Origin of the sequence: Streptomyces sp. A 4/2 (assembly GCF_940670765.1) — a bacterium.
GTDB lineage: Bacteria > Actinomycetota > Actinomycetes > Streptomycetales > Streptomycetaceae > Streptomyces.
In genome coordinates this window covers 54,381-79,392 of record NZ_CALNVW010000043.1, presented here as the reverse complement: position 1 = coordinate 79,392, position 25,012 = coordinate 54,381, and the positions used below count along the sequence as shown (strand labels likewise).

Genomic DNA, 25,012 nt, shown 5'->3' with positions numbered 1-25,012 from the left:
CCGCCGTTCTGTTCACGTGGCCGGTGAGCGGCGACTGCACAGCCCACGATCCGACCATGACGACATCTCGAACGGCCGTCACCAGCAGGTTCATCAGAAGGCTACGAGTTGGCCCAGGCGCGCGTGGACAGCACCAGCAGATAGCCGTCCGGGTCCTGGACCGTCACACCCCAGGTGTCCCAGTACGGATTGTGCGCCGGCACTCGCTTCCCGCCATGGCGTTCGAGCCGGTCCACCAGCGAGTCGGGCACCGGTTCGCCGAGGTAGATCACCAGCAGGTCCTCGGGGGTCGGCTGCGGGTCCACGGGGGCGGCAGGGTCGTGGACGAGTTCCACATGCCAGGCGGCATCGGGCCAGCCGACCATGAGGAGCGAGTTCCTGCCCGGAGTGCCGTCCGCCTCATGCCGGTACTGGACCTCAAGGCCGAGACCCGAAATCCAGAAATGCTCCGCCGCACGGATATCCCGTGTCGGACGGGCGATGCGAAGGTGAGCCGTGGCGTTGGCCGGCATGTGCTGCCTCCTGGTGGCGTTCGCTCTCCACGGGCTGATGGGTGTCACAGAGCCTAGAGACCAAGTGATCGCGCGCCTATCGGACGCTGGTCCTAAGCCTGGCGTGATCGTGAGAAGCCGCCGTCTCGGGGATGCGGCCGTCGGGCACGACCGCGACGCCCTCGTACGGACCGCAGCCGGGTGATGGCCAACATGCGCAGGCCGCGGCCCACACTCACCGGCAGGGAGCGGGACATCCTGGCGCAGCTCGCGCAGGGCCTGGGCAACCGCGACATCGCGAAGGCTCTGTTCATCAGCGAGACAACGGTCAAGACCCACCTCGGCCGGATCTACAACAAGCTCGGCGTGGACATCCGTACCGGGGCGGTAGCGGTGGCGAAGGAACAGCGGCTGCTGTCCTGAGACGGGTTTCCTTGTGGGCGAGAGAGGTGGTCGACGACATCAGCCACGAGGTTCTGCGCATCCGGTTCCCTGAGTTCCGCCGCTACTCGGGCTCGCTCTACCGACCGGCGGTGCGGATCGCGGCCGTCCAGGAGTCGACCCGCCGGCACTTCTTCGTGGTGACACCGTCGAGAATCACCTACCACGCGACACTAGCTTATTAGAATGCTAGCATCACCTTGTGAGTGACGAAGAGGTCAAGCAGTTCAACGTGTACTTGCCGGTCGGGCTGATCAAGCAGGTCAAATATCACGCCATCGAGTCGGGCTCGTCCCTCTCGGCGTTGGTCGCAGACGCCTTGCGCGCCTACCTCGACGACACCCATCGGCAGCGGCAGCAATCGTCCGAGAAGGAGATCTGACATGGCGACCGAAGGCATCGAGGCCGTGTTCTTGACGACCCACAACTGGGGCAAGGCGGCGAAGTTCTTCCAGGCACTGGGCTACGAGTTGGAGTTCTCGACCGACCACAACTCCGGTCAGCTCCGCAATGGCGACGGACCCTACGTCTTCATTGCCGAGGTCCCCGAGGACCGGGAGCCCCAGACCCAGATCGTGCTGAAGGTTCCGGACGCAGGCACATTCCGTCCCGATCCTGCCGTCGAGGTGGTCACGCCGTTCACGGACACCCATTTCGGGACCAAGGAGATGACCGTCCGCGACCCCGACGGCCGGCTGTGGAGCCTCCAGGCTCCCGCCGAGAAGTGACCGCGACGAAAGGGGAACACCATGGCTGACGAACAGAACGAAGCGCCGGACGGCACCGCAGTACGGACCGCCCTCTGGCGGGCGCTGCACGTACAAGCAGACCCGCCGCCGCACGTGATCGAGGACGAGGTCGGCCTGCAACTGGTGGCCCCCGACGACGGCTGGCGGCGGCGCCCGGACATGGACCCGCGCGGCACCAGCGGGTTCCGGGCAGCCATCGTGGCCCGCGCCCGCTTCATCGAGGACCTGGTCGTCGAGCAGGCCGACCACGGCGTCACCCAGTACGTCGTCCTGGGCGCCGGGCTGGACACCTTCGCCCAGCGCAGGCCGGAAATCGCCTCCCGCCTCCGGGTCTTCGAGATCGACCAGCCGGGCACCCAGGCCTGGAAACGTCGACGCCTGATCGAGCTCGGTTACGGGATTCCCGACTGGCTGCGGCTGGTGCCGGTCGACTTCGAGGCGGGCGGCGACTGGTGGCGGCAGCTGTCCGAATCCGGTTTCGACCCGGGCCGGCCGGCGCTCGTCGTCTGTACCGGCGTCACCATGTATCTCACCAAGGACGCCACCGCGGCCACCCTGCGCAGGTTCGCCGGGCTCGCCCCCGGCTCGACGCTCGCCATGACGTTCATGTTGCCGACCGAACTCATCGACGACGCCGACCGCCCCGCACTTGAGGCGACCAAGCCACAGGCACGGGCAGCCGGAACACCGTTCATCAGCTTCTACACCCCGCACGAGATGCTGACACTGGCCGGTGACAGTGGCTTCGAGGACGTGCAACACGTGCCGGGAACCGTGCTCGCCGAACGGTACTTCGCCGATCGGTCCGACAGCCTTCGCCCGTCAAGCGGCGAGGATCTGCTGGTGGCCACCACCTGACGCTCCTCGGCCGACCACCTGCCCGATAGGACGAGTTGGGGACACCGCCCGCCGGCGCGGGAAGGTGTACGAGAATTCGAGTTCCCCAAGCGGTTGCATGCGCTGCGACAACTGGCGCTCGGATGTCCGCCGAACCGCAAACCGCCTCCTGGCCCCGGATCGGCAGCCCCGGGCCGGGAGGAACAAGACGCTCGTAGGGAGGTGCGTCAGCGCCTCACGGCCGGACCACCAGGGCGGCCGTGCCCCCAACGGCACAGCAGTCCGCATCATCCCTGCGCGAGGCCACACCCCCTCACCGGGCCGTACGGAGACGACTGCACCACCACCCCGCCACCGCACCCACCAGGAGAGGGGCACTGACGAGTCCCAGGGCCAGAGTGCCCGAGATGTACACGGCCACCGGAACCGATGAACGGACGTCAGGATCGCCGGGGACGGTGAAGTCGAGAATCCAAAGGGCCGGCCCCGAGACAGCACACGTTGCCAGTGCCCAGCAGGCGCGAGCACGCCCCAGGAGCGCCCCCAACAACAAGGAAGGCACACTGCCGCAGACCACCATGCTCAGCATGACGGCAACGCCCGTCAGATCTGCGACGCCCGCAGCCGTTGGCAGCCAAGGGCCGACAACAACCACTGTCGCCCATGCCAGGGATGCCGAGAGGAGTCCGATGGATCTCCCCACGGTCGCCGCTTCGTGACACGCTGTCCTGCGTTCCATCCTCGCCCTCCCTGAACTGTTGAGCAGGATGCTCTCACTGGATTTGAACACGTTCAATCCATGGGAGTGAATCGACGCCGTTCCGGCCCGTTCCGGCCCGGCCGAGCCACCTGACGCGTGACGCGTGACGCGTGACGCGTGACAGGACGTCACAGGTAAATCGGAGTGCCGGGATCGGCGTGCGCCGATCGCGGCGCCGACGCAGCGACTGCCCGGGACAGGCGATCGACCGACAGCACACAGCGATGGGCGGGGCTACGGAAGGAGTACCCCGCCGTCGCTGATGGCGAAGCCGTACGCAGTTACGGAGAAGCACGCACCCCGTTGTCCCCAGCGCGCGGTGGGCCTGGAACCCCTTGACCTTGACCCTGACCCTGGCCCTGGCCCTGGCCCTTCAGGAGAGCAGAGGCGAGAATCGGGGGCTTCCACGCCGGTACGGGTCGCGGACACCACGTAAAGGGGGGAGGGTTTCTTCCCGGGAGAACTCCTTCCCAGGATGAAACCCTCCCCTTTTCATGATCCCCACCCGGCGCGAGAGTCGATGGTGCGGATGCCGGAAGGCGGCGCAGTCACCCCGCAGGTACAGGGAAGCGGGAAGCCGTCAGGCCCTGGCGAGTACACCCGGCCCTGGCCCTGATCTCACCCCGTACACAGGAGTAGCCCCCCCCCATGAGCAAGATCATCTTCGTCACCGGTGCCGGTCGCGGGCTCGGTACCGACATCGCCCGCCAGGCCCTGGCAGCCGGCCATGAGGTCGTCGCCACGGGGCGCCGCCCCGAAAGCGTCCTGGACGCGCTCGGCGGTGAGCAGGACAACCTGCTGGTCACGGCCCTGGACATCACCGGTCCGGACTCCGCCCGGTCGGCGGTCGACGCCGCGGTCAGCCGATTCGGCCGTATCGACGTGCTGATCAACAACGCCGCTACCTTCCAGGCCGGATATTTCGAGGAGATCTCCGACGCCCAGATGCGGGCCCAGATCGAGACGAACCTGTTCGGCCCGATGAACGTCACCCGTGCGGTCCTGCCCGTCATGCGCGCCCAGCGCTCGGGCCATGTCCTCACCATTTCCTCGATCGCCGGACTGGTCGGCCAGGAGTTCTGTGTCGCCTACGCCGCCTCCAAGTTCGGCGTCGAGGGCTGGATGGAGTCTCTGCGCCACGACCTGGAGCCGTACAACATCCGCACCACGATCGTCGAACCCGGCTTCTTCCGCACCGAACTGCTCGTCGACGCCTCCACCAGCTGGGCAGAGCTCTCCATCGACGACTACGCCGAGCGCACCAGGGCCGCCAAAGCCATGTGGCAGTCCATGAACGGCCAACAGGCCGGCGACCCGGCCAAGCTCGCCGACGCCCTGCTGAAGGTCGTCGACCTCGGTGAGCCGCCGCTGCGGTTCGTCGCCGGCGACGACGCGATCGCCACCGCCGAGGCGCGCGGCAAGGAGATCAGCGAACAGGCGACCGCCTCCCGCACCCTGGGCGGCGCCCTCGCCCACGACGACGGCGCCGCCTGACCCACTCGTCGCACCCCCTCCCCTGCCACGGACAAGGAACACGCCATGAAGACAAGCCACCTGTCGTTGTCGGACCGGTCCCCGCATGGCGCCCTGGGCAACAGCGCCACATTCGCCGACCGCGACGCGCACCTGTCGGCACTGCGACCAGCCCGACCGCCACCGGCGCCGTAACGACGACGCGGGTCCGGGTCCGCGATGTGGCAGGTACAGCCGACCCGTTAAGGATGGGCGCGCGGATTCTGTGTACTGCGTTCCGCGCGCGCCGGATCGAAAGGGGTCGCTTTCCCGCCCCGGCGATTGCCTCCACGAGTGATCAAGTTCGATGGACCATTCGACCAGCAGCGCCAAGAGTCCTCTGCCCGTGTGGGCAGGATCCCTCTCGCACCAATCAGAACCCTTTTGTCGCAGAAGAGAGGAATCTCATGAAACTCATCATCCGGACCTGGCTCACCACAGCGGTGGCGGTCGGAGCCCTCGCATCGGCCGTCGCCCCCGCCTCCGCCACCATCGGTACCGGCAACGCCCGCGTGGTGACCAGTGCCCACACGGTTGCGGCGAACCCGAAGGCGATCAAGCCTGCCGCGTACAACCAGGCGCGGAGCATTCTGGCCAACGCCGGGAGCCAGACGGCGGCCAAATCGCATCCCGTTCACGGTAAGGACGATGTGCCGGTCGGCTACGGAACCAGCCTGCTGGCCGCGGCACGTGACGAGTTCCGGCAGACCGACCAGCACCTTCCACCGAAGCAGAAGAAGTCGGACATGTCGATTCCGCACTACAACGCGATCCACAGTGCGGCGAAGACGATGGGCATCGACCGGTGGTGAGGCGGTAGACGTCGGTACGCAGAGCGTCGTTGCGGGCGTTCCGGGCGAATTCCAGGGCCTGTCCGGCAGATCCTGCCGGACAGGCCCTGGGTCCCGAGGAGGACTCAGCGCTTGAGCGTGAAGGTGAACTCGCCTGAGACCTTGCCGGTCAGCCGGACTGCCGAGACCAGCTCCCCCTCCGTGATCAGTCGCCCGACCTCGGCCCGCGAAAGACCGCAGCCTTCAGCGATCAGTCGCACCGGCCTGACAGGGATCCGCGCGGCGAAGCAAACCCTGACGTCGATCACCTCGCGGTCCAGGTGATCCGATCCGCCTGTGTCGAGGCGCCAGGCGTTGTCCCAGTCGAGGGCTATGCGATTTCGGCGCCACACGACCGGATCCCGGAGCAACTCAGCTGTCAGACCAGGGTCGTTGTCATGCAGCCGGTCCAGCAGCTCAGGTCGTACGGAACGCACATTCATCCGCTCCAGAACTGTGAGCTTTGCAGTTTCCCCACAAGCGGTACAGAGGACGAGGAGCCAGGCGTCGATGAGCTTGTGGTGTGCGTTGACGCGAAATTTGCCGCTTGCCCGAAAGCGCTCGGCCGCACACGTATGGCAACGACGGAGGACGTGCGGCAGGCAGGTGGGCGTGACCATCCAGTTGTTGAGCATAGAAGTACACCGGTTTCAGTGAGAAATCCGCAGCAAAAAGGAGCGCGGCGCAGATGTGCGACGCGCGACGATTCAGCGCTCGGGAGGTCTCACAGGGTGTACAACGGGACGTCCTTGCCTGGACAACTCGGGTCGGCAGTACGGTAATGGCGCACTGCGGCGCTGTTCCACTGATTTTCGAGCGCCTCACCGCCAGGGTCTGTCCGGTGGATCGTGGGCGAAGCCAGGGCCGGATCACGGCGACGGTGACAGTGCGTGGAAGACGCGAGCCCGGCTGATCGGACAGAAACCTGATGTGGGCCGACAGGGATCTCCTGCATCCTTCCTCACATGCCCGCACGGAATCGAAGATTGCCCAGGCACCGTTCCTGGCCCCTGACGACCACCGACATCAACGAGTGTCTCGGCAGCTACATGACCCGAGTCACGGACCTGGGCTTCCTCACCGGGCATGACAGCGGGACCATCGTCCTGGGGGCAGAATGGGTGCCTCCGACCCCCCGGAACTACGGCCGGGGCGTCCACCCGGACCTCGTCGGCTTCCGCATAGACGTTCACCCGGTCGATGCCACCGAACGTGCCGCCACCCGCGCTGTTCTACGTGCGCAGGCTCTCCCCCAACTCCACGAGTGGATCACGCAGGCAATCGCTGCCGACGAGACCTGGCAGCTGACTCCCCACCAGCACTACTGGCGGCTCAGCAACGGCCACCTCACACACCGCGACGAAGCGTGATCCGCCTCCGGACGTCACACACCTCGCACGGATTCGACCGGCTCAAGCAGGAACAGCCACCCTGCTGGGCCGTCGCCGGCACCACGTCCGCCCCATCGAGGTGACGTCCCGTCCTGGCTCAGCATCTGTGGCTGTCGCATGGGAGCCCTTCAGGTCAAGGCCCTCTGCAGCGCCAGCAATTCGGACTCCTTCGCCCCGTGCGCCAGGAGATAGCCAGGGACGGACCCGTAGTGGCTGCGGATCCAGATCATGGCGTGGAGGAGGTGAGTCACTGTGACGGTGCGCGGGTCGCGTGGCCGGTGCCGGCTACAGCCTCGCTGAGGCCCAGGGTCACGTTCGAGCGGAGGAAGTCCACCGGGTTCTGGCCGTGGGAGCCTTGCCCGCGACGAACCTTGACGTGTTCGCAGCGCCGGCACGGCACTAGAGTGAATCGGTGACCTCTCTGCCGGAAGACTCGCCGACGCTGATCAGTGAAGACGACCGCGACACGGCTGTGCAGCGCCTGCAGGACGCGTACGCCGAAGTGCACATCTCGCACGAGGAGTTGGACGAACGCCTCCACCAGGCGCTCACCGCAAGAACGCACGGCGAGCTCGCGTCGGCTCTGGCCTCGCTCCCGGAGGAGAGGGCGGGCACCACATCCACGATTGCCGTCGCCGGCGGTCGGATCCAGCGGCGGGGCGTATGGCGCGTACCTCGGATCCTCAAGGTCGAGTCCGCGTTCGGAAGGGTGCATCTGGACCTGTCCCGGGCGGTCTTCGAGCATCCGGTGATCGACATCGAGCTTCAACTGGGCACCGGCAGGGCCAAGATCACGGTGCCTCGCGACGCGATCGTCGAATTCGAGGATCTGCGCACCGGGTGGAAGGACTCCCGGCACAAGACCCGGCGGAGCTCCCGCCCCGGTGGGCCGAGGATCCGTATCTCCGGGGCCATGGGGTTCGGACGGTTGAAGATCCGCCACGCACGGCGCTGAGCCCTGTCCGGCCCCAGTACCACCTGATGCACACTCTCGAAGGAATCACCGTGGGCACCGGCCTGGACCGGGGCAAGGGCGCCTACCCCCAGCTGGTGAAGATCGGCGGCTTCCTCTCCGAGACGCCCCGTCCCGGCGACGCCCGCCCCAGCGGTACCCGGAGCGAGCGCTACCGCAATGCTCGTCGGCATCCTACTGAATGCTCCAGCGGTGCGGATGTCCGGGATCGGCGGGGCAGGCGAAGACGTTGAGTTCGCCGGACCGCCCCACGACGACCTGGGTGGGCGTAGCGCCCGCATACGGGGCGAGATCCCGCTCTTCCAACGGCTTCCAGCTCCGGCTACCGCCATCCCACTCCGAGCTGTCGATGGTCAGCAGCAGTTCCATCGGAGCCCCGCAGGCCTGGCAGTCCATCGGGGACGGGTCGGTACTGTGCCAGGAGGCGAATCCGCCGACGCGCCAGCCGGGCGGGATGGACAGGTCGTACTGGTAGCCGACCAGCTCGTCCTCGTCCTCCCCCGACTGTTCGGCCTCCGCTTCGAGGGCCTCCTCCCATGCATCGATCCTGGCGCACAGCGACTCGGGCAGCAGACCGGCGAACGGGTAGGTGACCACCTGTTCCGGGTGCAGTACACAGGGTTCGGGTACGTACACGGCGGATCCGACGAGCGGCGGCAGCGGCGGTACGGCGAGCACGTCACCGACGTCTGCGGACCTACGCCAGCGCAGGTGGAGCAGCATTCCGTAGCGGCTCGGGCCGTGCGCGTCGAAAGGGCAGCAGAACACTTGGAGCAGGTCGCAGTCGGCCGGGCCCGGAAGAAGGTCGGGGACATCGCGACGGTACAGCTGGGCGAGTCCGATCAGGGGAAGCGGATCGGACTCACGGGCCCCCGGGTCCCGGTGCCCGCGGCGCAGTTCGTCCAGGTGCTGACGTTGCTCCTGTGTCAGGCCCGAGGACCAGCCGTCGGCGCGCACGGAGGCGAGGATTTCCCGCTCCTGGTGGATATCCGCGATGCGTCGGCCATGTCCGCGGCCATGCGCTTCGTCGCAGACCGGCCACGGCTCATCCGCGGGCCACAGCATCGGACCGCCCACCGAACTCGCCGACGCGTCCGGGTTTCCCGGCCGCGGGTGCAGCCGGGTGGTCGTGCCCCGGTACCCGGCCAGTTCCGGGAAGAGCTCCTCGACATCGAGCGGGCGCGGCGGCGTGGTCCTCGTCATGCACGAGACCATAGAACCTGCACGGTCCGAGCGGTCACGGAACCCACCTCAGCCGCCCCTCCCGCTCAGTCGGTACGGGTGAGTCGCCACACGTTGTCCGTCCGGGTACCGGGCTTGCCGTCGGGCGATGCCAGGGACCGCTCCACGGCCTCCAGCGTCTCCACCTGCCAGGTGTGCGGCAGAGCGAGCCTCGCGAGCAAGCCCTGGAGCGTGGGGAAGACAGCGTCGAACGGGTACTCGTGTTCTTCCATCCAGGACGGCCATCCCGCGTGCATGACGACGAGAAGGGTGCCGCCAGGCGCGACCGCTTCGGTGGCCCGTTCGAGTACGCCGTCCTGGTCCAGTGCGACAGGTGACTGAAGGAACTGGGCGCTGACCAGATCGAAGCTTCCCTCAGGGAAGGTCACTCCGAGTTCGTGCTGCTCGAACGTCAGCTGCTCGGCGAGACCAGCCTCCGCAGCATGGGCCGCCGCCCGCTCCAGCGCTGTGGCGGCTATGTCCACCCCGGTCACCCGCCAACCGCGCGAGGCCAGCCATAGCGCGTCGCCCCCCTCACCGCAGCCCAGATCCAGAGCATTGCCCGGTTCCAGGGAGCTGGTCTCCCGTACGAGGAGTGGGTTCGGGTCCCCGCTCCAGATGCGGTCGCTGGAGCGGTAGCGCTCTTCCCAGAACTGTGTCGGGGCAGGGGGCTGCGGTGTCGGCATCAAGGCTCCTTCGGGTCTGCTGCGCGGTGTCGGCGGCACCTGGGTTCAGGGTTGCCGCATGGGACGATGCACGTCAAACATGGTTGCCGATTCGGCAACAAGTGGGTGCAGGAACAGATCCGCCGCCCCGCCGGCCCGTGTCCGATCGTCCAGCGCGATGACGGCGCCGTCGCGCGCCGCCGATCCTGTTGGGTTTTTCGCCCATGAGACGCCTTATGCGATCGGCTCTCGCAAACAGATGATTGCGGATCGATCGGCTATGGAAAAGCCACCGGAACCAGCCCGGGAAAAGCATGGTCGCCCTAATGAAAATACTCTCAACTGCCTGTATTTTCACGCCTGTTGATCGAAGATCGAATACTGCAGCACTTTACACAACGCTGCACTTCTCTTCACTGAACAAGGCTTCAGCGAGCATCGGGAAAGTGTCTTACTGGGATGCGCTACGCGCGTTGCGTGCATCCCCGACCACGAGGAGAGTCCCGGTGCGCCCCACCCACCGTCTCGTACCCATGCTGGCCGCAGGCGCCTTGGCCGCGGTTGCTGCCCTTCTGCCCGCCACCGCCCACGCCACGAGCGCCTACTCCCTGGTGATCCTGCCGGACCGGAAGGAGGGCCCGATCTACGACTTCGTCAACTCGGCGAAGAAGTCCATCGATGTGACGATCTACGAGCTGCGTGACACCACCCTCGTCAACGACCTGGTGAAGCAGCAGAAGGCAGGCGTGAAGGTCCGCGTGGTCTTCGACTCCCAGCACACATCCATCAACGGCGCCGCCTACGATGCGCTGTCCGCGGCCGGCGCCGGGGTGACGTACTCGTCCTCCGCGTACGTCTACACCCACCAGAAGACGATCACCGTGGACGGAGCCAAGTCCTACATCAGCACCGGCAACTTCGACACGAAGTACTACGCGACCTCGCGTGACTACGGAGTGTTCGACTCCGACCAGGCCGATGTCGCAGCGATCGAGAAGGTCTTCGACGCCGACTACGCGAAGACCTCCGTCACCCCGTCCGACGGCACCGACCTGGTCTGGTCCCCCACCGACTCACAGAGCCGTCTGCTGGCCCTCGTCAAAGGCGCATCGCACACCCTCGACGTCCAGCAGGAGGAGTTCGGTGACGCCACGCTGGTGAATGCGGTCGTCGCGGACGCGAAGCGCGGCGTCGCCGTTCGCGTCGTCGCGGAGAACCAGTCCTCGAAGTACAGCAAAGAGCTGAACAGTGTCACCGCAGCGGGCGGCAAGGTCACCACGTACACAAGCTCCACCGGCTTCTACATCCATGCCAAGGCGATCGTCGCCGACTACGGCACACCTTCGGCGAAGGTATTCGCCGGCTCGGAGAACTTCTCCGACAACTCCCTCAATGACAACCGTGAACTCGGCCTCATCATCAGCGACTCCGCAGTCATGAGCGGTATCGAAAAGGCGTTCAACGCCGATTTCGACAAGAGCTCCGGCACAGCCTGACCCACCCCGGTCCCCTGTCGGCCCCGGCGGACAGGGGACCGGGCCCATGCGACCGGGTCCGGGAACCAGCCCCGGAAAGGTCTGCCCGTGGCGTGAGTCCGCCGGTGAACGGGACGTGCCAGGACACTGTTGCCTGCCGAGTGTGTGTCACCGGGAAAACTGAGCGAACGATGTTTACGGTGGGGCGATGCGACGTGCCCCCTGGTGGGTCCTGCTCTCCTCGGGCGGCGCCCCTCTGCTCCTGGTCAGCGGTTGGACGATTGCGCAGCTGCTGCAGGGACCTGCTTATGACCCCGTGGGCGACACGATCAGCGTGCTGGCGTCCCACGGCAACCGCAGCTACTGGCTGATGACGGGCATGCTGATCGTGCTGGGGGCGTGCTACATGGTCACGGCGCACGGGCTGCGGGAGGCCACGCTCGTCGGACGGCTTGCCCTGGCCGGTGGCGGCGTGTCCGCAATGATGCTGACGTTGGTGCCCGCGCCCGTTCGTGGTGGGGCGCTGGGGCACGGGACGGTGGCGGCCGTCGGCTTCGTACTGCTCGCGGTGTGGCCTGCTCTGGCCGCGGGCCGTCGGGGACGGATGGCGCCGTGGGGGCTGCGGTTCAACGTGTCGGTCATGGCGAGCGCCCTGATGTGCGCGGGCGCGTTGTGGTTCGCGATCGAGCTGCAGACCGGGGAGGCGCCGGGCATTGCGGAGCGGGTGGTGACATTCGTTCAGGCCGTGTGGCCACTGGTGGTGGCCGTCTCCTGCCGGCTGTGGCCCGGCGTCTCAGTGGCGACGGGGCTGTGACGTACGGAACAGACAGGGCCCGAGGGGCAAGGCGGGCGCTGTCCGCGATCAGGCCGCCGATCGCGCACGCCGCCTGAAGCGGAAAAGCGGCCCCTGACCGACGTTGCCGCCGGCCAGGGGCCCTTCTGACGCGATCCGATCAGGTCAGCCGTCGGACTCCGCCGACGGGATGTACGCACCCGGCACGTCCTGGGGCGCGAAGATCTTCTCCTCGCCGGGGTAGGCCCGCTTCCAGTTGTGTGTCTGGTACCAGGTGAAGTGGTTCATCTGTGCGGGGTTCGCATAGTCGGCCACGGCGTTGGGCCCGGTCAGCCGCTGCTGCGACTTCCAGTGGTCCCACTGCGAAGCGAGCGGCTGCATGTCCGCCGGCACCTTCGCCGAGGGCACGGCCGCCGCCTTCGGGTTCTGCGGAGCCGGGGTGTCCAGGCCGCAGGAGGGCGGGGTCGCCAGACCGTCGGTCAGCGATGTCCGGTTGGCCAGGGCGTTGAACGGGGCGAGGTTCGCCTTTTTCGTGAACGCCCCGGTCATCGGGGTGGCCGCACTGTCCTTCTGGTTCATCGGGTGGATCCCGAGGATCTGCTCGATGGTGCGGATCATCGTGATCTGGGAGTAGTAGTGGCTGTCGACGACACCGTGCTGCGCGTAGGGGCTGATGACCTGGATCGGGGCGCGGTGGCCGTCGACGTGGTCGAGGCCCGCCTGGGAGTCGTCCTCGGCCACGAAGATCGCCGAGTCCTTCCAGTACGTGCTGTGCGAGATCTCGTCGACCATCTTGCCGACGGCGAGGTCGTTGTCCGCGACCTGGGATGCCGCGTTCGCCGGTCCGCCGGTGTGGTCGCTGGAGAGCCAGAACATGTTCAGGTTCGCAGGGCCGTTCTTCTCGAAGTCCTGCTTCCAGATCTCCTGCCGGTAGACGTCCGGGACGCTGGTGTCGAACTTCGGGAAGCCGTGCACCGAGACGTCGTTGAGCGACGGGATCGGCGAGGACGAGACCAGGGGGTAGGCAGTGCCCTTCCCGGTCGCCGCCATGTTCTTGCTGTCGCAGTACAGGTTCTGCCAGCTGGCGCCCGCGGGTTTGGTCAGGAACTGCTGGAACTCGCCGAAGTCGCGTACGGACTTGTCGGCCGCCTGCGCGCCGGTCCAGAGGAAGCCGCTCTTCTGGTGGCCGAGGGCGTCGTCCTCGGTGTCGTAGCTGCGCAGGTACTCACCGGCCGAGGACTCCGTGTATTCGGGGTTGTCGGCCTGCATGAGCCAGTTGTGACCTTCGGCGGAGTTCGTGCCGATGTCGTAGGTGTTGTCGTACAGACCGAACTGCTCGGCGAGTGCGTGCTGGTTCGGTGTCACGTTCTCACCGAACTGGGTCAGGGACGGGTCGCCGTTGCCCTTCGGGATGTCGCCGAGTACCTGGTCGTAGGTCCGGTTCTCCTTGACGATCAGGAAGACGTGCTTGATGGTCGAGGGGTCGCCGAGCCGCGCGGGGACCGGTACGGGCTTCGCCCTGCTCTTGCCCTTCGCCACCTTGACGGAGCCGTTGGTCCAGCCGTTCTGCTTGAAGACCTTGGCCGTCTCGGACTTGATGGTCCGGTCGTCGGGCAGCGTGAACCGCGTCAGGCTCGACGTCGTGTCATGGGTGCTGTGTCCGGCTCCGGCGGTGGTGCGGCGGGCGTCGATGCCACGGGTGTGGGAGACCACCACCTGGCTGCCCACGGTGGCGATCTCTGCGGGGAAGTAGTCCGTCGGGAGCAGGCCGACGTAGCTGACCGGCTCCTGCGGGCCCGTGTACCGGTAGACGGCGACCGCGTTCGCGCGGCCGAGTGTCACGAGCAGGTGGCCGTCGTCGGTGAGTGTCACCGCGTCGGGTTCGTACCCGACCGACGCCTCCGGCCACGGCCGGGTGGCGATGGTCTGCACGACCTTGTCGTTGGCGGTCCTGATGACCGACACGTCGTTGGTGGCGGTGTTGGTGACGAACACCGCCCCCTTCTTGGCGTACATCGCGGTCGGGTGCAGACCGACGCTGATGCTCCCGACGGCGGCAGCCGGTTTCTTCAGGTCGATGACGCTGACCGTGCCGGTGGTGGTGGCAGCGGTCACCGGGTCGGCCGGCACGGGGGTGTTGTAGGAGTTGACCGTGGTCTCGCCGGGCCTCGCCGGACGCCCGCCCTCGTTGCTGACGTAGAGCTTGCCGCCGGCCTCGACCATGCCGCGCGGGGCGTTGCCCACGGCCCAGCTCTGCTGGATGGCCCCGGTCGCCGCGTCGATCGCGACGACCCGATTCTGGCCGTTGACCGCGGAGTACACGGTGGCGCCGTCGGGTGAGAACACCGCCGCGGCCACCAGCGCGTGCCTGGGACCGTCCGCCGGGATCTTGACGTACGTCGGGTCGGCGACGCTGCCGTCCGGGTTCACGGTGAACCTGGTGTAGCCGTCGGTCTGACCCAGCCACAGCTGCTTGCCGTCGGGCGAGTACGTGGGGCCTTCCTGGCCCACGTCGTTGCCCTTGATGCGCGGTTCCGACGACGCGGCGTTGCTGACGAGCTGCTGCACCTTCCAGTTCTTCAGGTCCACGATGGACAGCGCGGCTCCGCCGTCGGTGACCGAGGCCGCGAGGTGGGTGCCGTCCGGGCTGACCGAGGACGACATGATCTTGCCGTTGTCGAGGGCGAGACGGTCGCCGTACGGGGCGATGTACTGGTCGCTGGAGATGACCTGGCCCTGACGGGTGGTCCGGCCGACCTGATCGGTGCCGAACTGCTGTGTCTGGGCGAAGGCGGTGCCCGCGGCAGCGACGGCGACAGCGGTGATGCCTGCCGTCGCCACGGGTATCCGGCCGATGCGTCTGCCGAGGATGCGTCTGCCGAGAAGGCCGGGTCGGCCCTCCTCGACATGCCTGCGGCGGCGTGTTACCTGCATGGAGTCATCCCTTCGTGGTGCCGAGCAGTCCGACATCGGCGTCGAACTGCCAAAGCGGGTTCGGTGTGTCCCCGTTCGGGGTCCGCACCAGGAAGTAGCCGTTCACTTCCTTCGGTCCGTCGCCGTCGGCCACGAACCGCCCGTCCGGAGCGACGTCGAGCTGGTAGACGGCCGTCCCTGTGGCCTCGACGTCGGGGAGGTGCCAGGAAACGACGCAGCGCCAGTCGTTGCCCGGCCCCTGGGCACCGTCCGAGACGTTGCCCTTGGTGCACGTCGCCGTGGCCTTCAGCTGCGCTTCGGTGACGGCAGGACGGTTGAGCTGCTCGGTCTGCATGCGGTACAGGTGGGCGAACGCCGTGGCGACCGAGCGCTGCACCTTCGCCTGCTCGATGCCGGAACCCGTGGCCGTCGTAGTTCCGGCGACCACCCCGACCGTCACCGCTGCCAGTGCGGCGAGCGGGAGGACTCCGGCGGTGATCGCCCGGCGCGGCGAACCGTCGTCGGTCGGGTTGGTGAAGTCCCGCCGCAGGAAGAGGAAGTAGGCCAGCACCGTCGCGGTCACGGCCCATACCAGGCTGACCGTGATGCCGATCAGGAGCGGGCCGATTCGGCCGGGGCCGGTGAACAGGCCGTTCCAGGCGATGAAGGCGTAGCCGGGCAGGGCGAGGCGCACGGCAACGGGGAGCGGCAGCATCTGCGCGAGCTGCATCGCGAGCGCGACGAGTGCGGGCAGCAGCAGCCCCATCGGGGACCGTCCGAGTGCGACGGACCCGAGGAGTCCGACGGCGGCGAGGGCCAGGGTCGGGGCGAGTACGCAGACCCAGGCGAGCAGGACCTTGACCGCGGTGTCGCCGGGCGTCAGCAGGTGGCCGTCCAGGCCGGCCAACGGCTGGTTGCCGACCGTCAGCAATCCGCCGACCGCGCTGGAACAGGCCAGTCCTGCCACGAGGAGCAGGATGACGGTGAGGCTGGCGAGTGTCTTCGTCACGAAGATCCGTCGAGGCGACCGGACGGCCACGAGCAGGTGGCGCCAGGTGCCGAGCCGGTCCTCGGCGGCGAACACATCGCCGGCGACGACCGAGGTAAGCAGCGGAAGTGCCCAGGTGCCCGCGAAACCGAGCGTCACCAGCGGTCCGGCCCATCCCGTGGCGTGCATCCAGCGGCCGAAGAGGGTGTCGACGGGGAGCGAGCTCTGCTGACTCACGGCGGCGACGAAGAGCGCCGGCGCGATCCAGCAGGCGAGGACCAGCAAGCGGATCCGCCACTGGGAGACCAGCTTGACCAGCTCGAAGCGGTAGCCGCGCGCCACCGACACCTTGGCGGTGGCAACCGTGTCGTTCTCGGTGACGGTCGCGGTCATCGGCCTGCCTCCTGCTGCTCGGTCAGTGCGAGGAACGCGGCCTCCAGCGGCGACACCACGGGGGCCAGCTCGCGCAGTGCGATGCCCGCGTGCACGAGCTTCACCACCAGTTCGTCAAGGGCGGGCGCCAAGGCGCGCACGAGGAGCACCTCGGCGTCGGACCGTGCCGCCGTGACGTCGCCGATCCGGATCCCGGCCGTGTCGGCGGCCAGCCGACGAGCGGCCGGCGGATCGGAGGTGATGACCCGGTAGTCGAGTTCGCGGTTCTCCGCGGCCAGCTTGCCCAGGGGTCCGGAGAAGACGACCCGTCCGGTGGCGAGGATGGTGACCTCGGAGCACAGCGCCTCCAGGTCGTCCATGCGGTGGCTCGACAGCACGACGCTGGTTCCCTCCGACGCGAGCCGGTCGAGGACACCGTGCACGTGTCTTTTGCCGGCCGGGTCGAGACCGTTGGAAGGTTCGTCGAGCACGAGCAGGCGGGGCTTGGTGAGCAGTGCGGCGGCCAGCCCGAGCCGCTGACGCATGCCCAGGGAGAAGCCGCGGGCCCTGTCGTCGGCGACATCGGTGAGCCCGACCTGGTCGAGTACGTCGTCGATCCCCGCCGTTCGCGCGTCGCGGCCTCGGAGGGCGGCCAGCGCGGCGAGGTTCTGCCGGGCGGTGAGCGAGGGGTAGAGACCCGGCCCGTCCACGAAACCGGAGATGCTGCCGGGAGCGGCGAGCGCCCGCCCGACCTGCGTACCGAGGATTTCGAGGCGACCGCTGTCGGCGACGGCCAGACCCAGCAGAAGACCGAGCAAGGTCGTCTTGCCCGCGCCGTTCGGTCCGGCCAAGCCGTGGATCTGCCCTTGTGCCACATCCAGATCGATGCCGTCGAGCGCGACGACATCGCCGAAGGACTTGGTGATCCCGCGAGCCCGGATCGCGAGGAGTGCGTCCATGAGTCCCTTCCCTGAAGAACCTCCGAGGACCCTAGATTCGGCGCATATCCCGCTCAGGGACGGCGAGTTGAACGATTGAGGAACGGGAGACGACCGGCTGCAGCCACGCCGACGGCTTCCGTCCGTTTGTCCGGTTCGCGCCCCATCACGTCCACGGAACGCACCCGAATCCGATGATGCGTCAGATCTCAACTGGTCCTCGCCTGCCTGATACCGGGCCCGTGCCGGCCCGTCGAGCCCTGTACGGTCCGGTCGTGGACCAATTCACCTACGCACAGGTAGGCGCGAGCCGAGAAGGACGCTGCCCCGAGGGCTTCCAGCCGTTGCGGGTGAGTACCCGGCTGGGTACGGGAGAAGACCTCGTGCGGAGGGCCGGCGAAGCCGTGTTGAGCTGGCGGATGCACCGGGCAGTGGGCGTGTCCATGGAAACGCAGGCACCGGTGGCGATCGAGGGTGCGCGGGTGGTCGTGGGGCTCGGTGTGGGCTCCTGGCGTCTTCGGGCGCCGTGCCGTGTGGTGTGGACCGCGCAGGAGCCCCGGCGCGTGGGGTTCGCGTACGGCACCCTGCCGGGTCATCCCGAATGCGGTGAAGAGGCGTTCGTCGTCGAGAGGCGGGACGACGGCGTCGTGTGGCTGACCGTCTCCGCCTTCAGCCGTCCCGACGCTTGGTGGGCCCGAGCGGCCGGCTCTCTGGTCCCCGTGTTCCAGCGGGCGTACGCCCGCCGGTGCGGGCGGGTGCTGCGGCGGCTGGCTGCGCAGGGTGGAGCGACCGCCACGTCTTGACACGACCCGTCCCACCGGAACGTGCACCGATCCGGTGCGGCAGGCCTTGATGCACCGCCGGGACGTCACCCCCGGCGCGGGCACGCCCACCAACGAGTGGATGGATGGGCGGAGGGGCGCCGAGCCGCTATCTCTTGGCTCGCCGGTACGGATCGCCTGACCGCCGTCGCACCGGCCGGCGGGAGCCGAGTGCCCACCCCCGGGCCGTCGCCCCCTCCCCGTGCTCCATCCACCGTTGTGAAAGGTGTCCGTCATGAGCCGTGGTTTGATCGTCGTGGATGTACAGAACGACTTCTGCGAAGGAGGGAGCGTCCCCGTCGCGGGAGGCGCGCGCATCGCCTCGGCGATCGCCGATCTGGTGGAGCAGAGCGCGGGGCGTGACTACCAGTACGTAGTCGCCACGCGGGACCATCACATCGATCCGGGCAGCCACTTCTCCGAGAACCCGGACTACCGGGACAGCTTCCCCGTGCACTGCGTGGCAGGTGGCGAAGGCAGCGAGTTCCACCCCCACTTCGCACCCGTCGTCACGGACGGCAAAGTGCAGGCCGTCTTCTTCAAGGGCGCCCGCAGCGCCTCCAAGAGCGGCTTCGAAGGTGCGGACGCGGACGGAACCTCCCTGGCGGACTGGCTGAATTCCCGCGGGGTCAAGGATGTCGACGTGGTGGGCATCGCCACGGATCACTGCGTGCGTGCCACCGCGCTGGATGCCGTCGCGGCGGGGTTCCGTGCCCGAGTACGTCTCGACTACTCGGTCGGGGTCGCGCCGCACACGACGACTGCCGCCGTGGACGACTTCCGCCGGGCAGGCATTGACGTGTCCGGCGAGACGCCGGCACCGGAATAGTCCCCCGCTCGGCCGCTGCCTCCCGCGTCGGGTCGCCTGCCCATGCCCGGCCCGGGGCAGCCGGGTGAGGATCTGCCGGCTGCCCCGGGCTTGGGAAGTTCCTGCTGCCGCACCGACGTGACTACGCAGCAGCGCGGGCTTCCTGCTCGGGCCGTTCCGCCTCCGGATGACGCGCCGTCACCTGCAGTGTCTCGTCGGCCACATCGGCGACGAGCGTGTCTCCCTTCTCGACCTCCCCCGCGAGGATCATCGTGGCGATACGGTTGTCCAGCTCCGTCTGGATCGTCCGGCGCAGTGGACGGGCGCCGAACTCGGGCCGGTAGCCGCGGGCGACCAGCAGTTTCTTCGCCGCCCCCGTGACCTCCAGCTCGAAGCCCTGGGCCCGCACCCGCCGCCGGCTCTGCTCCAGCAGCAGGTCGACGATGCTGGACAGGTCCTCCTCGGTCAGCGCGTGGAAGACAATCGTCTCGTCGAGGCGGTTGAGGAACTCGGGAGGGAACTGGCCCTGCAGCACCGTCATCAACTCGTCCTTGATCTCGTCCACCTCACCCTTGTGGGCAAGGATCAGCTGTGAGCCGATGTTGCTGGTCAGGATGACCACGGTGTTGCGGAAGTCCGTGGTCCGGCCCTGCGCGTCGGTGAGCCGGCCGTCGTCGAGGACCTGCAGCAGCGTGTGGAAGACGTCCGGATGCGCCTTCTCCACCTCGTCGAAGAGGACGACGCTGTACGGCTGGCGGCGGACCTTCTCGGTGAGCTGTCCGGCCTCCTCGTAACCGACGTATCCGGGCGGGGAGCCGACCAGCCGGGAGACCGTGTGCCTCTCCTGGAACTCACTCATGTCGAAGCGGACCAGCCGGTCCTCGTCGCCGAAGAGCAGGCCTGCCAGGGCCTTGGCCAGCTCGGTCTTGCCGACGCCGGTGGGCCCGAGGAAGAGGAAGCTGCCCACCGGCCGGTCCGGGTCGCCCATGCCGGCCCGGCTGCGGCGTACGGCCTGCGAGATGGCGAGGACGGCCTCGCCCTGACCGACCACGCGGTCGTGCAGGGCGTCCTCCAGTTTGAGCAGTCGCTCCCTCTCGCTCTCCGTCAGCTGCGCGACGGGGATGCCGGTCTTGCGGGCGACGACGTCAGCGATGTCGTGCTCGGTGACCGCGACGACACCCTCACGTCGCTCCTCGACCTCCGTTATCTCGTTCTCCAACTCGCCGATCTGCTGCTTGAGTCCCTGGGCCCGGTCGAACTCCTCGCCCTTGACGGCCTCGTCCTTCTCCCTGCTGAGTCGCGCCAGGCGGTCCTCGCGGTCCTGGACCTCCTTGGACTTGCCACGCGAGCGCAGGCGTACCCGGGCGCCGGCCTGGTCCATCAGGTCGATTGCCTTGTCGGGCAGGTAACGGTCGGAGACGTACCGGTCGGACAGCTCAGCAGCGGCCACCAGCGCCGCGTCGGCGAAACGGACCTGGTGGTGCGCCTCGTAGCTGTCGCGCAGGCCCTCCAGGATCTGGATGGTCTCGTCGACGCTCGGCTCGGGCACCTGTACCGGCTGGAAGCGGCGCTCCAGCGCGGCGTCCTTCGCCACGTACTTGCGGTACTCGTCGAGCGTGGTGGCGCCGATGAGGTGCAGTTCGCCGCGGGCGAGGGCGGGCTTGAGGATGTTGCCCGCGTCCATGGCGCCCTCACCGCCCGAACCGGCCCCGACGACGGTGTGCAGCTCGTCCACGAAGAGGATCACCTTGTCCGAGGCCGAGGTCACCTCGTCGATGACTTTCTTCAGGCGTTCCTCGAATTCACCGCGGTACTTGGAACCGGCAACCAGCCCGGCCAGGTCGAGTTCGACGACCCGCTTGCCCTCCAGTGTCTTCGGGACGTCTCCGGCGACGATCCGCTGGGCCAGGCCCTCGACGATGGCGGTCTTGCCGACACCTGGTTCGCCGGTGAGCACGGGGTTGTTCTTGGACCTGCGGGAGAGGATCTCGACGGTCTGCTCGATCTCCTCGGCCCGGCCGACGACCGGGTCCAGGCTGCCGGCGTGGGCGTCGGCGGTCAGGTCGCGGCCGTACTCGTCGAGGGTCGGCGTCTCGCTGGGGGGCTGCCCGGTCTCGCTGAGGGCGGCGGCCTTCGCGTCGCGGGTGACCCGGCCGGTGTCGACGCCGAGGTTCTGGGCAACGCTCGCGGCCTGGTCGTTGCCGGGGTCGAACAGCGCCTGCAGGATGTGCTCAGGGCCGATGTAGGAGGACCCGGCGGCCTGCGAGCGGGTATGTGCATCGATCAGCACCCGTTTGGCAGCGGGGCTGAGCCCCGGTTCGGCCGAGGGGGTGCTGGAGCCCGCGGGCAGCGAGTCCTCGATCTCTCTGGCGAGTTCGTCGGGGTTCGCGTCGGCGCGGGCGAGCAGTGAGCGCGAGGGTTCGACCTGGGTGGCCGCCCAGAGCAGGTGCTCGGTGTCCAGATCCTCACTGCCGTCCTGAGCTGCCTTCTGCGACGCTCGTGCGATCAATTCACGCGAGGACTCGGTCAGCAGCCGTCCGATCGGGACGCGCTGCACAGCGGGCGGCGAAGAGGCCGCGGACATGCCGAAGAAGCGGTTGAGCAGATCGGAGAACGGATCCGATGCCCCGAAGGATCCACTGGGGCCTATAGGCGGAAATGACATGAGAAATGCCCTCCTCATCCCCCTTTTTCCCTTTGTCGGAGTCTAGGTCAATCGCACCCCCCGGGCTTCCCGGCCCCGAGAGGGGGATGAACAGGGCATGCTCGGCCATATCCATCGCCCGCTCACCCGCCCGTCGGAATCGCACCCGTGCCAGGATGATGTACATGCCCGAACCCCAACCCGTACTCGATCCGCTGACCACCTCTTCCCTCTTCCTGGTTCTCACCGTCGACCCGGGCGGCGAGCCCGTCGTCCGGGAGTTGCTCGCGGACCTCACGGGAATGCAACGAGCAGTCGGCTTCGGGCATCCTGACGGTCATCTCAGTGTCGTCGCCGGGCTCGGCTCCGAGGTCTGGGACCGCCTCGTGGAGGGTCCGCGTCCGGCAGAACTGCACCCCTTCCCGGAACTGCGCGGCCCCCGTCACCATGCGCCGGCGACCCCGGGAGACCTGCTCTTCCACATCCGCGCCACCCGCCAGGACCTCTGCTTCCTTCTCGGCTCCGAGATCATGACCCGGCTGCGTGGCTCGGTCGCCCTCGCCGACGAGGTATCCGGCTTCACCTGCCTCGACCGGCGCGACCTGCTCGGGTTCGTCGACGGCACGGAGAACCCGGTCGGGCAGCTGGCCGCCGACAGCGTGCTCGTCGGCACGGAGGACCCCGACTTCACCGGGGGCTCCTACGTGATCGTCCAGAAGTACCTGCACGACCTGGATGCCTGGAATCAGCTACCGGTCGAACAGCAGGAGCAGATCATCGGCCGCCGCAAGCTCACCAACGTCGAGATCGACACCCTCGGCTCGCACGTCACGCTCAACACCATCACCGACCAGGACGGAACCGAGCGGAAGATCCTGCGCGACAACATGCCCTTCGGCAGCCCCGGCAGCGGCGAGTTCGGCACCTACTTCATCGGCTACTCCCGCACCCCCGCAGTGACCGAGGAGATGCTGCGCCACATGTTCCTCGGCGACGGGCCGTTCAGCCACGACCGCATCCTCGACTTCTCCACCGCTATCACCGGAACGCTCTTCTACGCGCCCCCGGCCGGCTTCCTGGAGGACATGTCGGACGAGGACGAACTGCCCGCCCTGGCCCAGGGTTCCCTCGACATCGGCGATTTGAAGAACCGTTGACAGGACCCTAACAAGCAACAGGAGCACCGCCGCCATGGACAACCTGCACCGCGAGCTCGCCCCGATCTCCGCCGCCGCCTGGGCCGACCTGGAACAGGAGGCCCGGCGTACGTTCACCCGGCACGTCGCAGCCCGCCGCATCGTGGACGTACCCGAGACGGCCGCCGGCCTGGATCTGGCGGCTGTCAACACCGGCCACCTGGACGACATCGAGGCACCGGCCTCCGGCGTGCGGGCACAGCTGCGCCGCAGCCAGCCGGTGGTTCAGCTGCAGGTGCCGTTCACCGTCGAGCGCCGGCAGGCCGACGCCGTGGCCCGGGGCGCGCAGGACGCGGACTGGGGCCCGGTGAAGGAGGCCGCTCGGCTCATCGCCTTCGCCGAGGACCGCGCCGTGTTCGAAGGATTCCCCGCGGCGGGTATCACCGGCCTGCGCGCCGCCTCCAGCAATCCGGCGCTGACGCTGCCCGAAGACCCCCGGGAGTACCCCGATGTGATCAGCCATGCCGTCAGCGAGCTACGCCTGGCCGGGGTGGGCGGCGCCTACACGCTGGCCCTGAGCGCCGACGCATACACGGCGGTGAGCGAGACATCGGATCACGGCTACCCGATCCACGAGCACCTGCGGCGCCTGCTGGACGGCGAGATCGTCTGGGCTCCGGCGATCGACGGCGCCTTCCTGCTGTCCACCCGCGGCGGAGACTTCACCCTTCAGCTCGGCCAGGACCTGTCCATCGGCTACCACTCGCACGACGCGGCCAACGTCCAGCTCTACTTCCAGGAAACGCTGACCTTCCTCGTCCACACGGACGAAGCCGTCGTCGCCATCGGGCCCGCGACAGCGAGGGTGTAACCCCTGCGGGGACATACCCACAGCTCCAGCCGAGTTCGGCTGCCCCGCCGCCTGGATCCTTCCCGGTTGCAGAGCCGTACCCGACGCGATTGAGTGGGTACAGCCCTCGGCATCGGGAACTGCGTGCCGGCTTCAGCGAACGAAGCCCAACGCCCACGCGTGAAGGCGCCCGGTCCCGAACGGTCGGTGACACCTCGCCCTGAGATCAGGCGCTGCCCACCACCGATCATCTCCCCTTACGGCATGGGCACCGGCCCGTAAGATCGACAACCGGGAGAAGACATGGCACATCACCACAAGTCACAAGAGGCCGTCGAAGGAAATCCCGATTCCAGCCACGGGCGGGGCATGCCTCTGCGCCCGGACGAGGTCGAACTCGAGGAACGTACCGAAGAGGACCGGAGGGCGGTCGACGCCCCAGCGAATCCTGGGGCATCGACACGCGGGAAGGCTGAAACGCAGAACGACGGCTGAGGTCCGGCAACAGGGCACTCAACCGAGCAGCGGAGCGACCGCGTCCCGCATCTGCCCGATGTGCTCGTAGTGCAGGCCGGTCAGGCCCACAGCCCGAGCTGCGGTGACATTGCCGACAGAGTCATCGACGAACAGGCATCGCTGCGCGTCAACTCCCACGCGCTCGGCGGCTATCGCGAAGACACGTGGGTCCGGCTTCGCCACCCCGATCCGGGCAGTGTTGACCACGGCGTCGAAGGTGTCGGTCAAACCCACCGCAGCGAGATACGCCTCCAGGCGCGTGGTGGCATTGGAGACCAGAACCACCGGAACCCGTCGGCGGACAGCACCGAGGAGCCCCACGACCTCGGTGTCGACTCGGCCGGTGAGCGCACTCCAGGCCTCGACCAACTCATGTGCTCGCTCGGATGATCCGCACACCGGGGTCAGGTCCTCTGCGACCTGACGCCGCCACTGCTCGTCACTGAGTTGGCCGGTGACTGCTGCGTGCAGAAGCTCACGCTCGAACGCCGCCTCGGCCAATGTTCCTTCGATCAGCCCCCAGGCATTGTCCAATGCGATCATCCCGTCGGGCTCCCACAGATGCACGACTCCGTCGAAGTCGCACAGCACCCCGTCAAACGGCAACGCATCCATGATGCTGATCATGCCACCCGCCGTTCACCGCTCAGGAATTGGCCAGCGGTTCAGAAACAAGGCTCTGAGACTTGCTTGTTGACCTCGGACCGACTCCTGACAGGACAGCCGGCGGCCCCGAGCTGCACATTCGAATCGGGATGCGCCGGTCTGTGGCACAGATACGTACGCGCCGCATGACCTTGTCCTCCGGTCGGTTCCGGGATCCGCGCAGTACCGGGTACGACTTCCTCAGCTCGATCATTGCGCGATGCCCCGGCTACGCGAAGGCCG

General features: G+C 67.8%; 23 protein-coding genes and 1 pseudogene. 15 read left to right on the top strand and 9 right to left on the bottom strand.

Going from position 1 to position 25,012, the window contains the following annotated elements:
• Positions 1–101 precede the first annotated feature (101 nt).
• A complete protein-coding gene (locus NBY69_RS29570; RefSeq protein WP_250304962.1) occupies positions 102–512 on the bottom strand; it encodes a VOC family protein in 411 nt (136 codons plus the stop codon).
• A 174-nt stretch (positions 513–686) separates the two neighbouring features.
• On the opposite strand from NBY69_RS29570, the pseudogene NBY69_RS29565 reads away from it, so the two are divergent.
• From NBY69_RS29565 to NBY69_RS29535, 7 genes and pseudogenes are all read left to right on the top strand, one after another.
• Positions 687–914 (top strand): annotated as a pseudogene (locus tag NBY69_RS29565) (response regulator transcription factor); the annotation flags it as partial.
• A gap of 11 nt (positions 915–925) precedes the next feature.
• Complete coding sequence (locus tag NBY69_RS29560) at positions 926–1,117, top strand: hypothetical protein (RefSeq protein ID WP_250304961.1); 192 nt, start codon at positions 926–928, stop codon at positions 1,115–1,117.
• Between the two features lie 17 nt (positions 1,118–1,134).
• Positions 1,135–1,314, top strand: coding sequence for a CopG family transcriptional regulator (locus NBY69_RS29555; RefSeq protein WP_250304960.1), 180 nt, complete (start codon positions 1,135–1,137; stop codon positions 1,312–1,314).
• Position 1,315: 1 nt separating this feature from the next.
• Positions 1,316–1,660: a glyoxalase/bleomycin resistance/extradiol dioxygenase family protein gene (locus NBY69_RS29550; protein ID WP_250304959.1), complete on the top strand. Its 345-nt coding sequence runs from the start codon at positions 1,316–1,318 to the stop codon at positions 1,658–1,660.
• Positions 1,661–1,681: 21 nt separating this feature from the next.
• Positions 1,682–2,539 (top strand): class I SAM-dependent methyltransferase, encoded by an 858-nt coding sequence (locus NBY69_RS29545; protein WP_250304958.1) that lies wholly within the window; start codon positions 1,682–1,684, stop codon positions 2,537–2,539.
• Between the two features lie 1,387 nt (positions 2,540–3,926).
• Complete coding sequence (locus tag NBY69_RS29540) at positions 3,927–4,772, top strand: SDR family oxidoreductase (RefSeq protein ID WP_250304957.1); 846 nt, start codon at positions 3,927–3,929, stop codon at positions 4,770–4,772.
• Positions 4,773–5,197: 425 nt separating this feature from the next.
• Positions 5,198–5,602, top strand: a complete 405-nt coding sequence (locus tag NBY69_RS29535) for a hypothetical protein (protein WP_250304956.1) — start codon at positions 5,198–5,200, stop codon at positions 5,600–5,602.
• 104 nt (positions 5,603–5,706) lie between these two features.
• Here NBY69_RS29535 and NBY69_RS29530 read toward each other — a convergent pair whose 3' ends face one another.
• Entirely contained in the window at positions 5,707–6,255 is a 549-nt protein-coding gene (locus NBY69_RS29530; protein WP_250304955.1) for a DUF1062 domain-containing protein, read from the bottom strand.
• Positions 6,256–6,585: 330 nt separating this feature from the next.
• On the opposite strand from NBY69_RS29530, the gene NBY69_RS29525 reads away from it, so the two are divergent.
• Both NBY69_RS29525 and NBY69_RS29520 read left to right on the top strand, forming a co-directional pair.
• The gene (locus NBY69_RS29525) at positions 6,586–6,990 is read left to right on the top strand and encodes a hypothetical protein (RefSeq protein WP_250304954.1); all 405 of its coding nucleotides are present in this window, start codon (positions 6,586–6,588) and stop codon (positions 6,988–6,990) included.
• 433 nt (positions 6,991–7,423) lie between these two features.
• Positions 7,424–7,966 (top strand): DUF1707 domain-containing protein, encoded by a 543-nt coding sequence (locus NBY69_RS29520; protein WP_250304953.1) that lies wholly within the window; start codon positions 7,424–7,426, stop codon positions 7,964–7,966.
• Positions 7,967–8,158: 192 nt separating this feature from the next.
• Here the strand turns inward: NBY69_RS29520 and NBY69_RS29515 are convergent, their stop codons facing one another.
• The gene (locus NBY69_RS29515) at positions 8,159–9,187 is read right to left on the bottom strand and encodes a hypothetical protein (RefSeq protein WP_250304952.1); all 1,029 of its coding nucleotides are present in this window, start codon (positions 9,185–9,187) and stop codon (positions 8,159–8,161) included.
• 65 nt (positions 9,188–9,252) lie between these two features.
• Positions 9,253–9,891: a bifunctional 2-polyprenyl-6-hydroxyphenol methylase/3-demethylubiquinol 3-O-methyltransferase UbiG gene (locus tag NBY69_RS29510; RefSeq protein ID WP_250304951.1), complete on the bottom strand. Its 639-nt coding sequence runs from the start codon at positions 9,889–9,891 to the stop codon at positions 9,253–9,255.
• Positions 9,892–10,376: 485 nt separating this feature from the next.
• On the opposite strand from NBY69_RS29510, the gene NBY69_RS29505 reads away from it, so the two are divergent.
• Both NBY69_RS29505 and NBY69_RS29500 read left to right on the top strand, forming a co-directional pair.
• The gene (locus NBY69_RS29505) at positions 10,377–11,366 is read left to right on the top strand and encodes a phospholipase D-like domain-containing protein (RefSeq protein ID WP_250304950.1); all 990 of its coding nucleotides are present in this window, start codon (positions 10,377–10,379) and stop codon (positions 11,364–11,366) included.
• 187 nt (positions 11,367–11,553) lie between these two features.
• Complete coding sequence (locus NBY69_RS29500; RefSeq protein ID WP_250304949.1) at positions 11,554–12,159, top strand: DUF998 domain-containing protein; 606 nt, start codon at positions 11,554–11,556, stop codon at positions 12,157–12,159.
• 144 nt (positions 12,160–12,303) lie between these two features.
• Here NBY69_RS29500 and NBY69_RS29495 read toward each other — a convergent pair whose 3' ends face one another.
• Genes NBY69_RS29495 through NBY69_RS29485 form a run of 3 tightly spaced genes read right to left on the bottom strand, consistent with a single transcriptional unit; the run spans position 12,304 to position 17,370 of the window.
• Positions 12,304–15,072, bottom strand: coding sequence for a bifunctional YncE family protein/alkaline phosphatase family protein (locus tag NBY69_RS29495; protein ID WP_250304948.1), 2,769 nt, complete (start codon positions 15,070–15,072; stop codon positions 12,304–12,306).
• Positions 15,073–15,076: 4 nt separating this feature from the next.
• Positions 15,077–16,432 carry an ABC transporter permease gene (locus NBY69_RS29490; protein WP_250304947.1) on the bottom strand — a complete coding sequence of 452 codons (1,356 nt, stop codon included), beginning with the start codon at positions 16,430–16,432 and terminating at the stop codon, positions 15,077–15,079.
• Positions 16,429–17,370, bottom strand: coding sequence for an ABC transporter ATP-binding protein (locus tag NBY69_RS29485; RefSeq protein ID WP_250304946.1), 942 nt, complete (start codon positions 17,368–17,370; stop codon positions 16,429–16,431). The genes NBY69_RS29490 and NBY69_RS29485 overlap by 4 nt, the downstream gene beginning before the upstream one ends.
• 254 nt (positions 17,371–17,624) lie before the next feature.
• On the opposite strand from NBY69_RS29485, the gene NBY69_RS29480 reads away from it, so the two are divergent.
• Positions 17,625–18,152, top strand: coding sequence for a DUF1990 family protein (locus tag NBY69_RS29480; RefSeq protein WP_250304945.1), 528 nt, complete (start codon positions 17,625–17,627; stop codon positions 18,150–18,152).
• A 253-nt stretch (positions 18,153–18,405) separates the two neighbouring features.
• Positions 18,406–18,999, top strand: coding sequence for an isochorismatase family protein (locus NBY69_RS29475; protein ID WP_250304944.1), 594 nt, complete (start codon positions 18,406–18,408; stop codon positions 18,997–18,999).
• A gap of 121 nt (positions 19,000–19,120) precedes the next feature.
• Here NBY69_RS29475 and NBY69_RS29470 read toward each other — a convergent pair whose 3' ends face one another.
• Positions 19,121–21,643 carry an ATP-dependent Clp protease ATP-binding subunit gene (locus tag NBY69_RS29470; RefSeq protein ID WP_284349628.1) on the bottom strand — a complete coding sequence of 841 codons (2,523 nt, stop codon included), beginning with the start codon at positions 21,641–21,643 and terminating at the stop codon, positions 19,121–19,123.
• 164 nt (positions 21,644–21,807) lie between these two features.
• On the opposite strand from NBY69_RS29470, the gene NBY69_RS29465 reads away from it, so the two are divergent.
• Both NBY69_RS29465 and NBY69_RS29460 read left to right on the top strand, forming a co-directional pair.
• Positions 21,808–22,779: a Dyp-type peroxidase gene (locus NBY69_RS29465; RefSeq protein ID WP_250304943.1), complete on the top strand. Its 972-nt coding sequence runs from the start codon at positions 21,808–21,810 to the stop codon at positions 22,777–22,779.
• A gap of 34 nt (positions 22,780–22,813) precedes the next feature.
• On the top strand, positions 22,814–23,629 hold the full coding sequence (locus NBY69_RS29460) for a family 1 encapsulin nanocompartment shell protein (protein ID WP_250304942.1): 816 nt from the start codon (positions 22,814–22,816) through the stop codon (positions 23,627–23,629).
• A 492-nt stretch (positions 23,630–24,121) separates the two neighbouring features.
• Here the strand turns inward: NBY69_RS29460 and NBY69_RS29455 are convergent, their stop codons facing one another.
• Positions 24,122–24,751 carry an HAD family hydrolase gene (locus NBY69_RS29455; protein WP_250304941.1) on the bottom strand — a complete coding sequence of 210 codons (630 nt, stop codon included), beginning with the start codon at positions 24,749–24,751 and terminating at the stop codon, positions 24,122–24,124.
• Positions 24,752–25,012 lie beyond the last annotated feature (261 nt).

Excerpts from the sequence above, each read along its gene's own strand:
- NBY69_RS29570 (WP_250304962.1), bottom strand. The coding sequence starts at position 512 with ATGCCGGCCAACGCCACGGCTCACCTTCGCATCGCCCGTCCGACACGG.
- NBY69_RS29550 (WP_250304959.1), top strand. The coding sequence starts at position 1,316 with ATGGCGACCGAAGGCATCGAGGCCGTGTTCTTGACGACCCACAACTGG.
- NBY69_RS29545 (WP_250304958.1), top strand. The coding sequence starts at position 1,682 with ATGGCTGACGAACAGAACGAAGCGCCGGACGGCACCGCAGTACGGACC.
- NBY69_RS29540 (WP_250304957.1), top strand. The coding sequence starts at position 3,927 with ATGAGCAAGATCATCTTCGTCACCGGTGCCGGTCGCGGGCTCGGTACC.
- NBY69_RS29535 (WP_250304956.1), top strand. The coding sequence starts at position 5,198 with ATGAAACTCATCATCCGGACCTGGCTCACCACAGCGGTGGCGGTCGGA.
- NBY69_RS29530 (WP_250304955.1), bottom strand. The coding sequence starts at position 6,255 with ATGCTCAACAACTGGATGGTCACGCCCACCTGCCTGCCGCACGTCCTC.
- NBY69_RS29525 (WP_250304954.1), top strand. The coding sequence starts at position 6,586 with ATGCCCGCACGGAATCGAAGATTGCCCAGGCACCGTTCCTGGCCCCTG.
- NBY69_RS29515 (WP_250304952.1), bottom strand. The coding sequence starts at position 9,187 with ATGACGAGGACCACGCCGCCGCGCCCGCTCGATGTCGAGGAGCTCTTC.
- NBY69_RS29510 (WP_250304951.1), bottom strand. The coding sequence starts at position 9,891 with ATGCCGACACCGCAGCCCCCTGCCCCGACACAGTTCTGGGAAGAGCGC.
- NBY69_RS29500 (WP_250304949.1), top strand. The coding sequence starts at position 11,554 with ATGCGACGTGCCCCCTGGTGGGTCCTGCTCTCCTCGGGCGGCGCCCCT.
- NBY69_RS29495 (WP_250304948.1), bottom strand. The coding sequence starts at position 15,072 with ATGCAGGTAACACGCCGCCGCAGGCATGTCGAGGAGGGCCGACCCGGC.
- NBY69_RS29490 (WP_250304947.1), bottom strand. The coding sequence starts at position 16,432 with ATGACCGCGACCGTCACCGAGAACGACACGGTTGCCACCGCCAAGGTG.
- NBY69_RS29485 (WP_250304946.1), bottom strand. The coding sequence starts at position 17,370 with ATGGACGCACTCCTCGCGATCCGGGCTCGCGGGATCACCAAGTCCTTC.
- NBY69_RS29475 (WP_250304944.1), top strand. The coding sequence starts at position 18,406 with ATGAGCCGTGGTTTGATCGTCGTGGATGTACAGAACGACTTCTGCGAA.
- NBY69_RS29470 (WP_284349628.1), bottom strand. The coding sequence starts at position 21,643 with ATGTCATTTCCGCCTATAGGCCCCAGTGGATCCTTCGGGGCATCGGAT.
- NBY69_RS29465 (WP_250304943.1), top strand. The coding sequence starts at position 21,808 with ATGCCCGAACCCCAACCCGTACTCGATCCGCTGACCACCTCTTCCCTC.
- NBY69_RS29460 (WP_250304942.1), top strand. The coding sequence starts at position 22,814 with ATGGACAACCTGCACCGCGAGCTCGCCCCGATCTCCGCCGCCGCCTGG.
- NBY69_RS29455 (WP_250304941.1), bottom strand. The coding sequence starts at position 24,751 with ATGATCAGCATCATGGATGCGTTGCCGTTTGACGGGGTGCTGTGCGAC.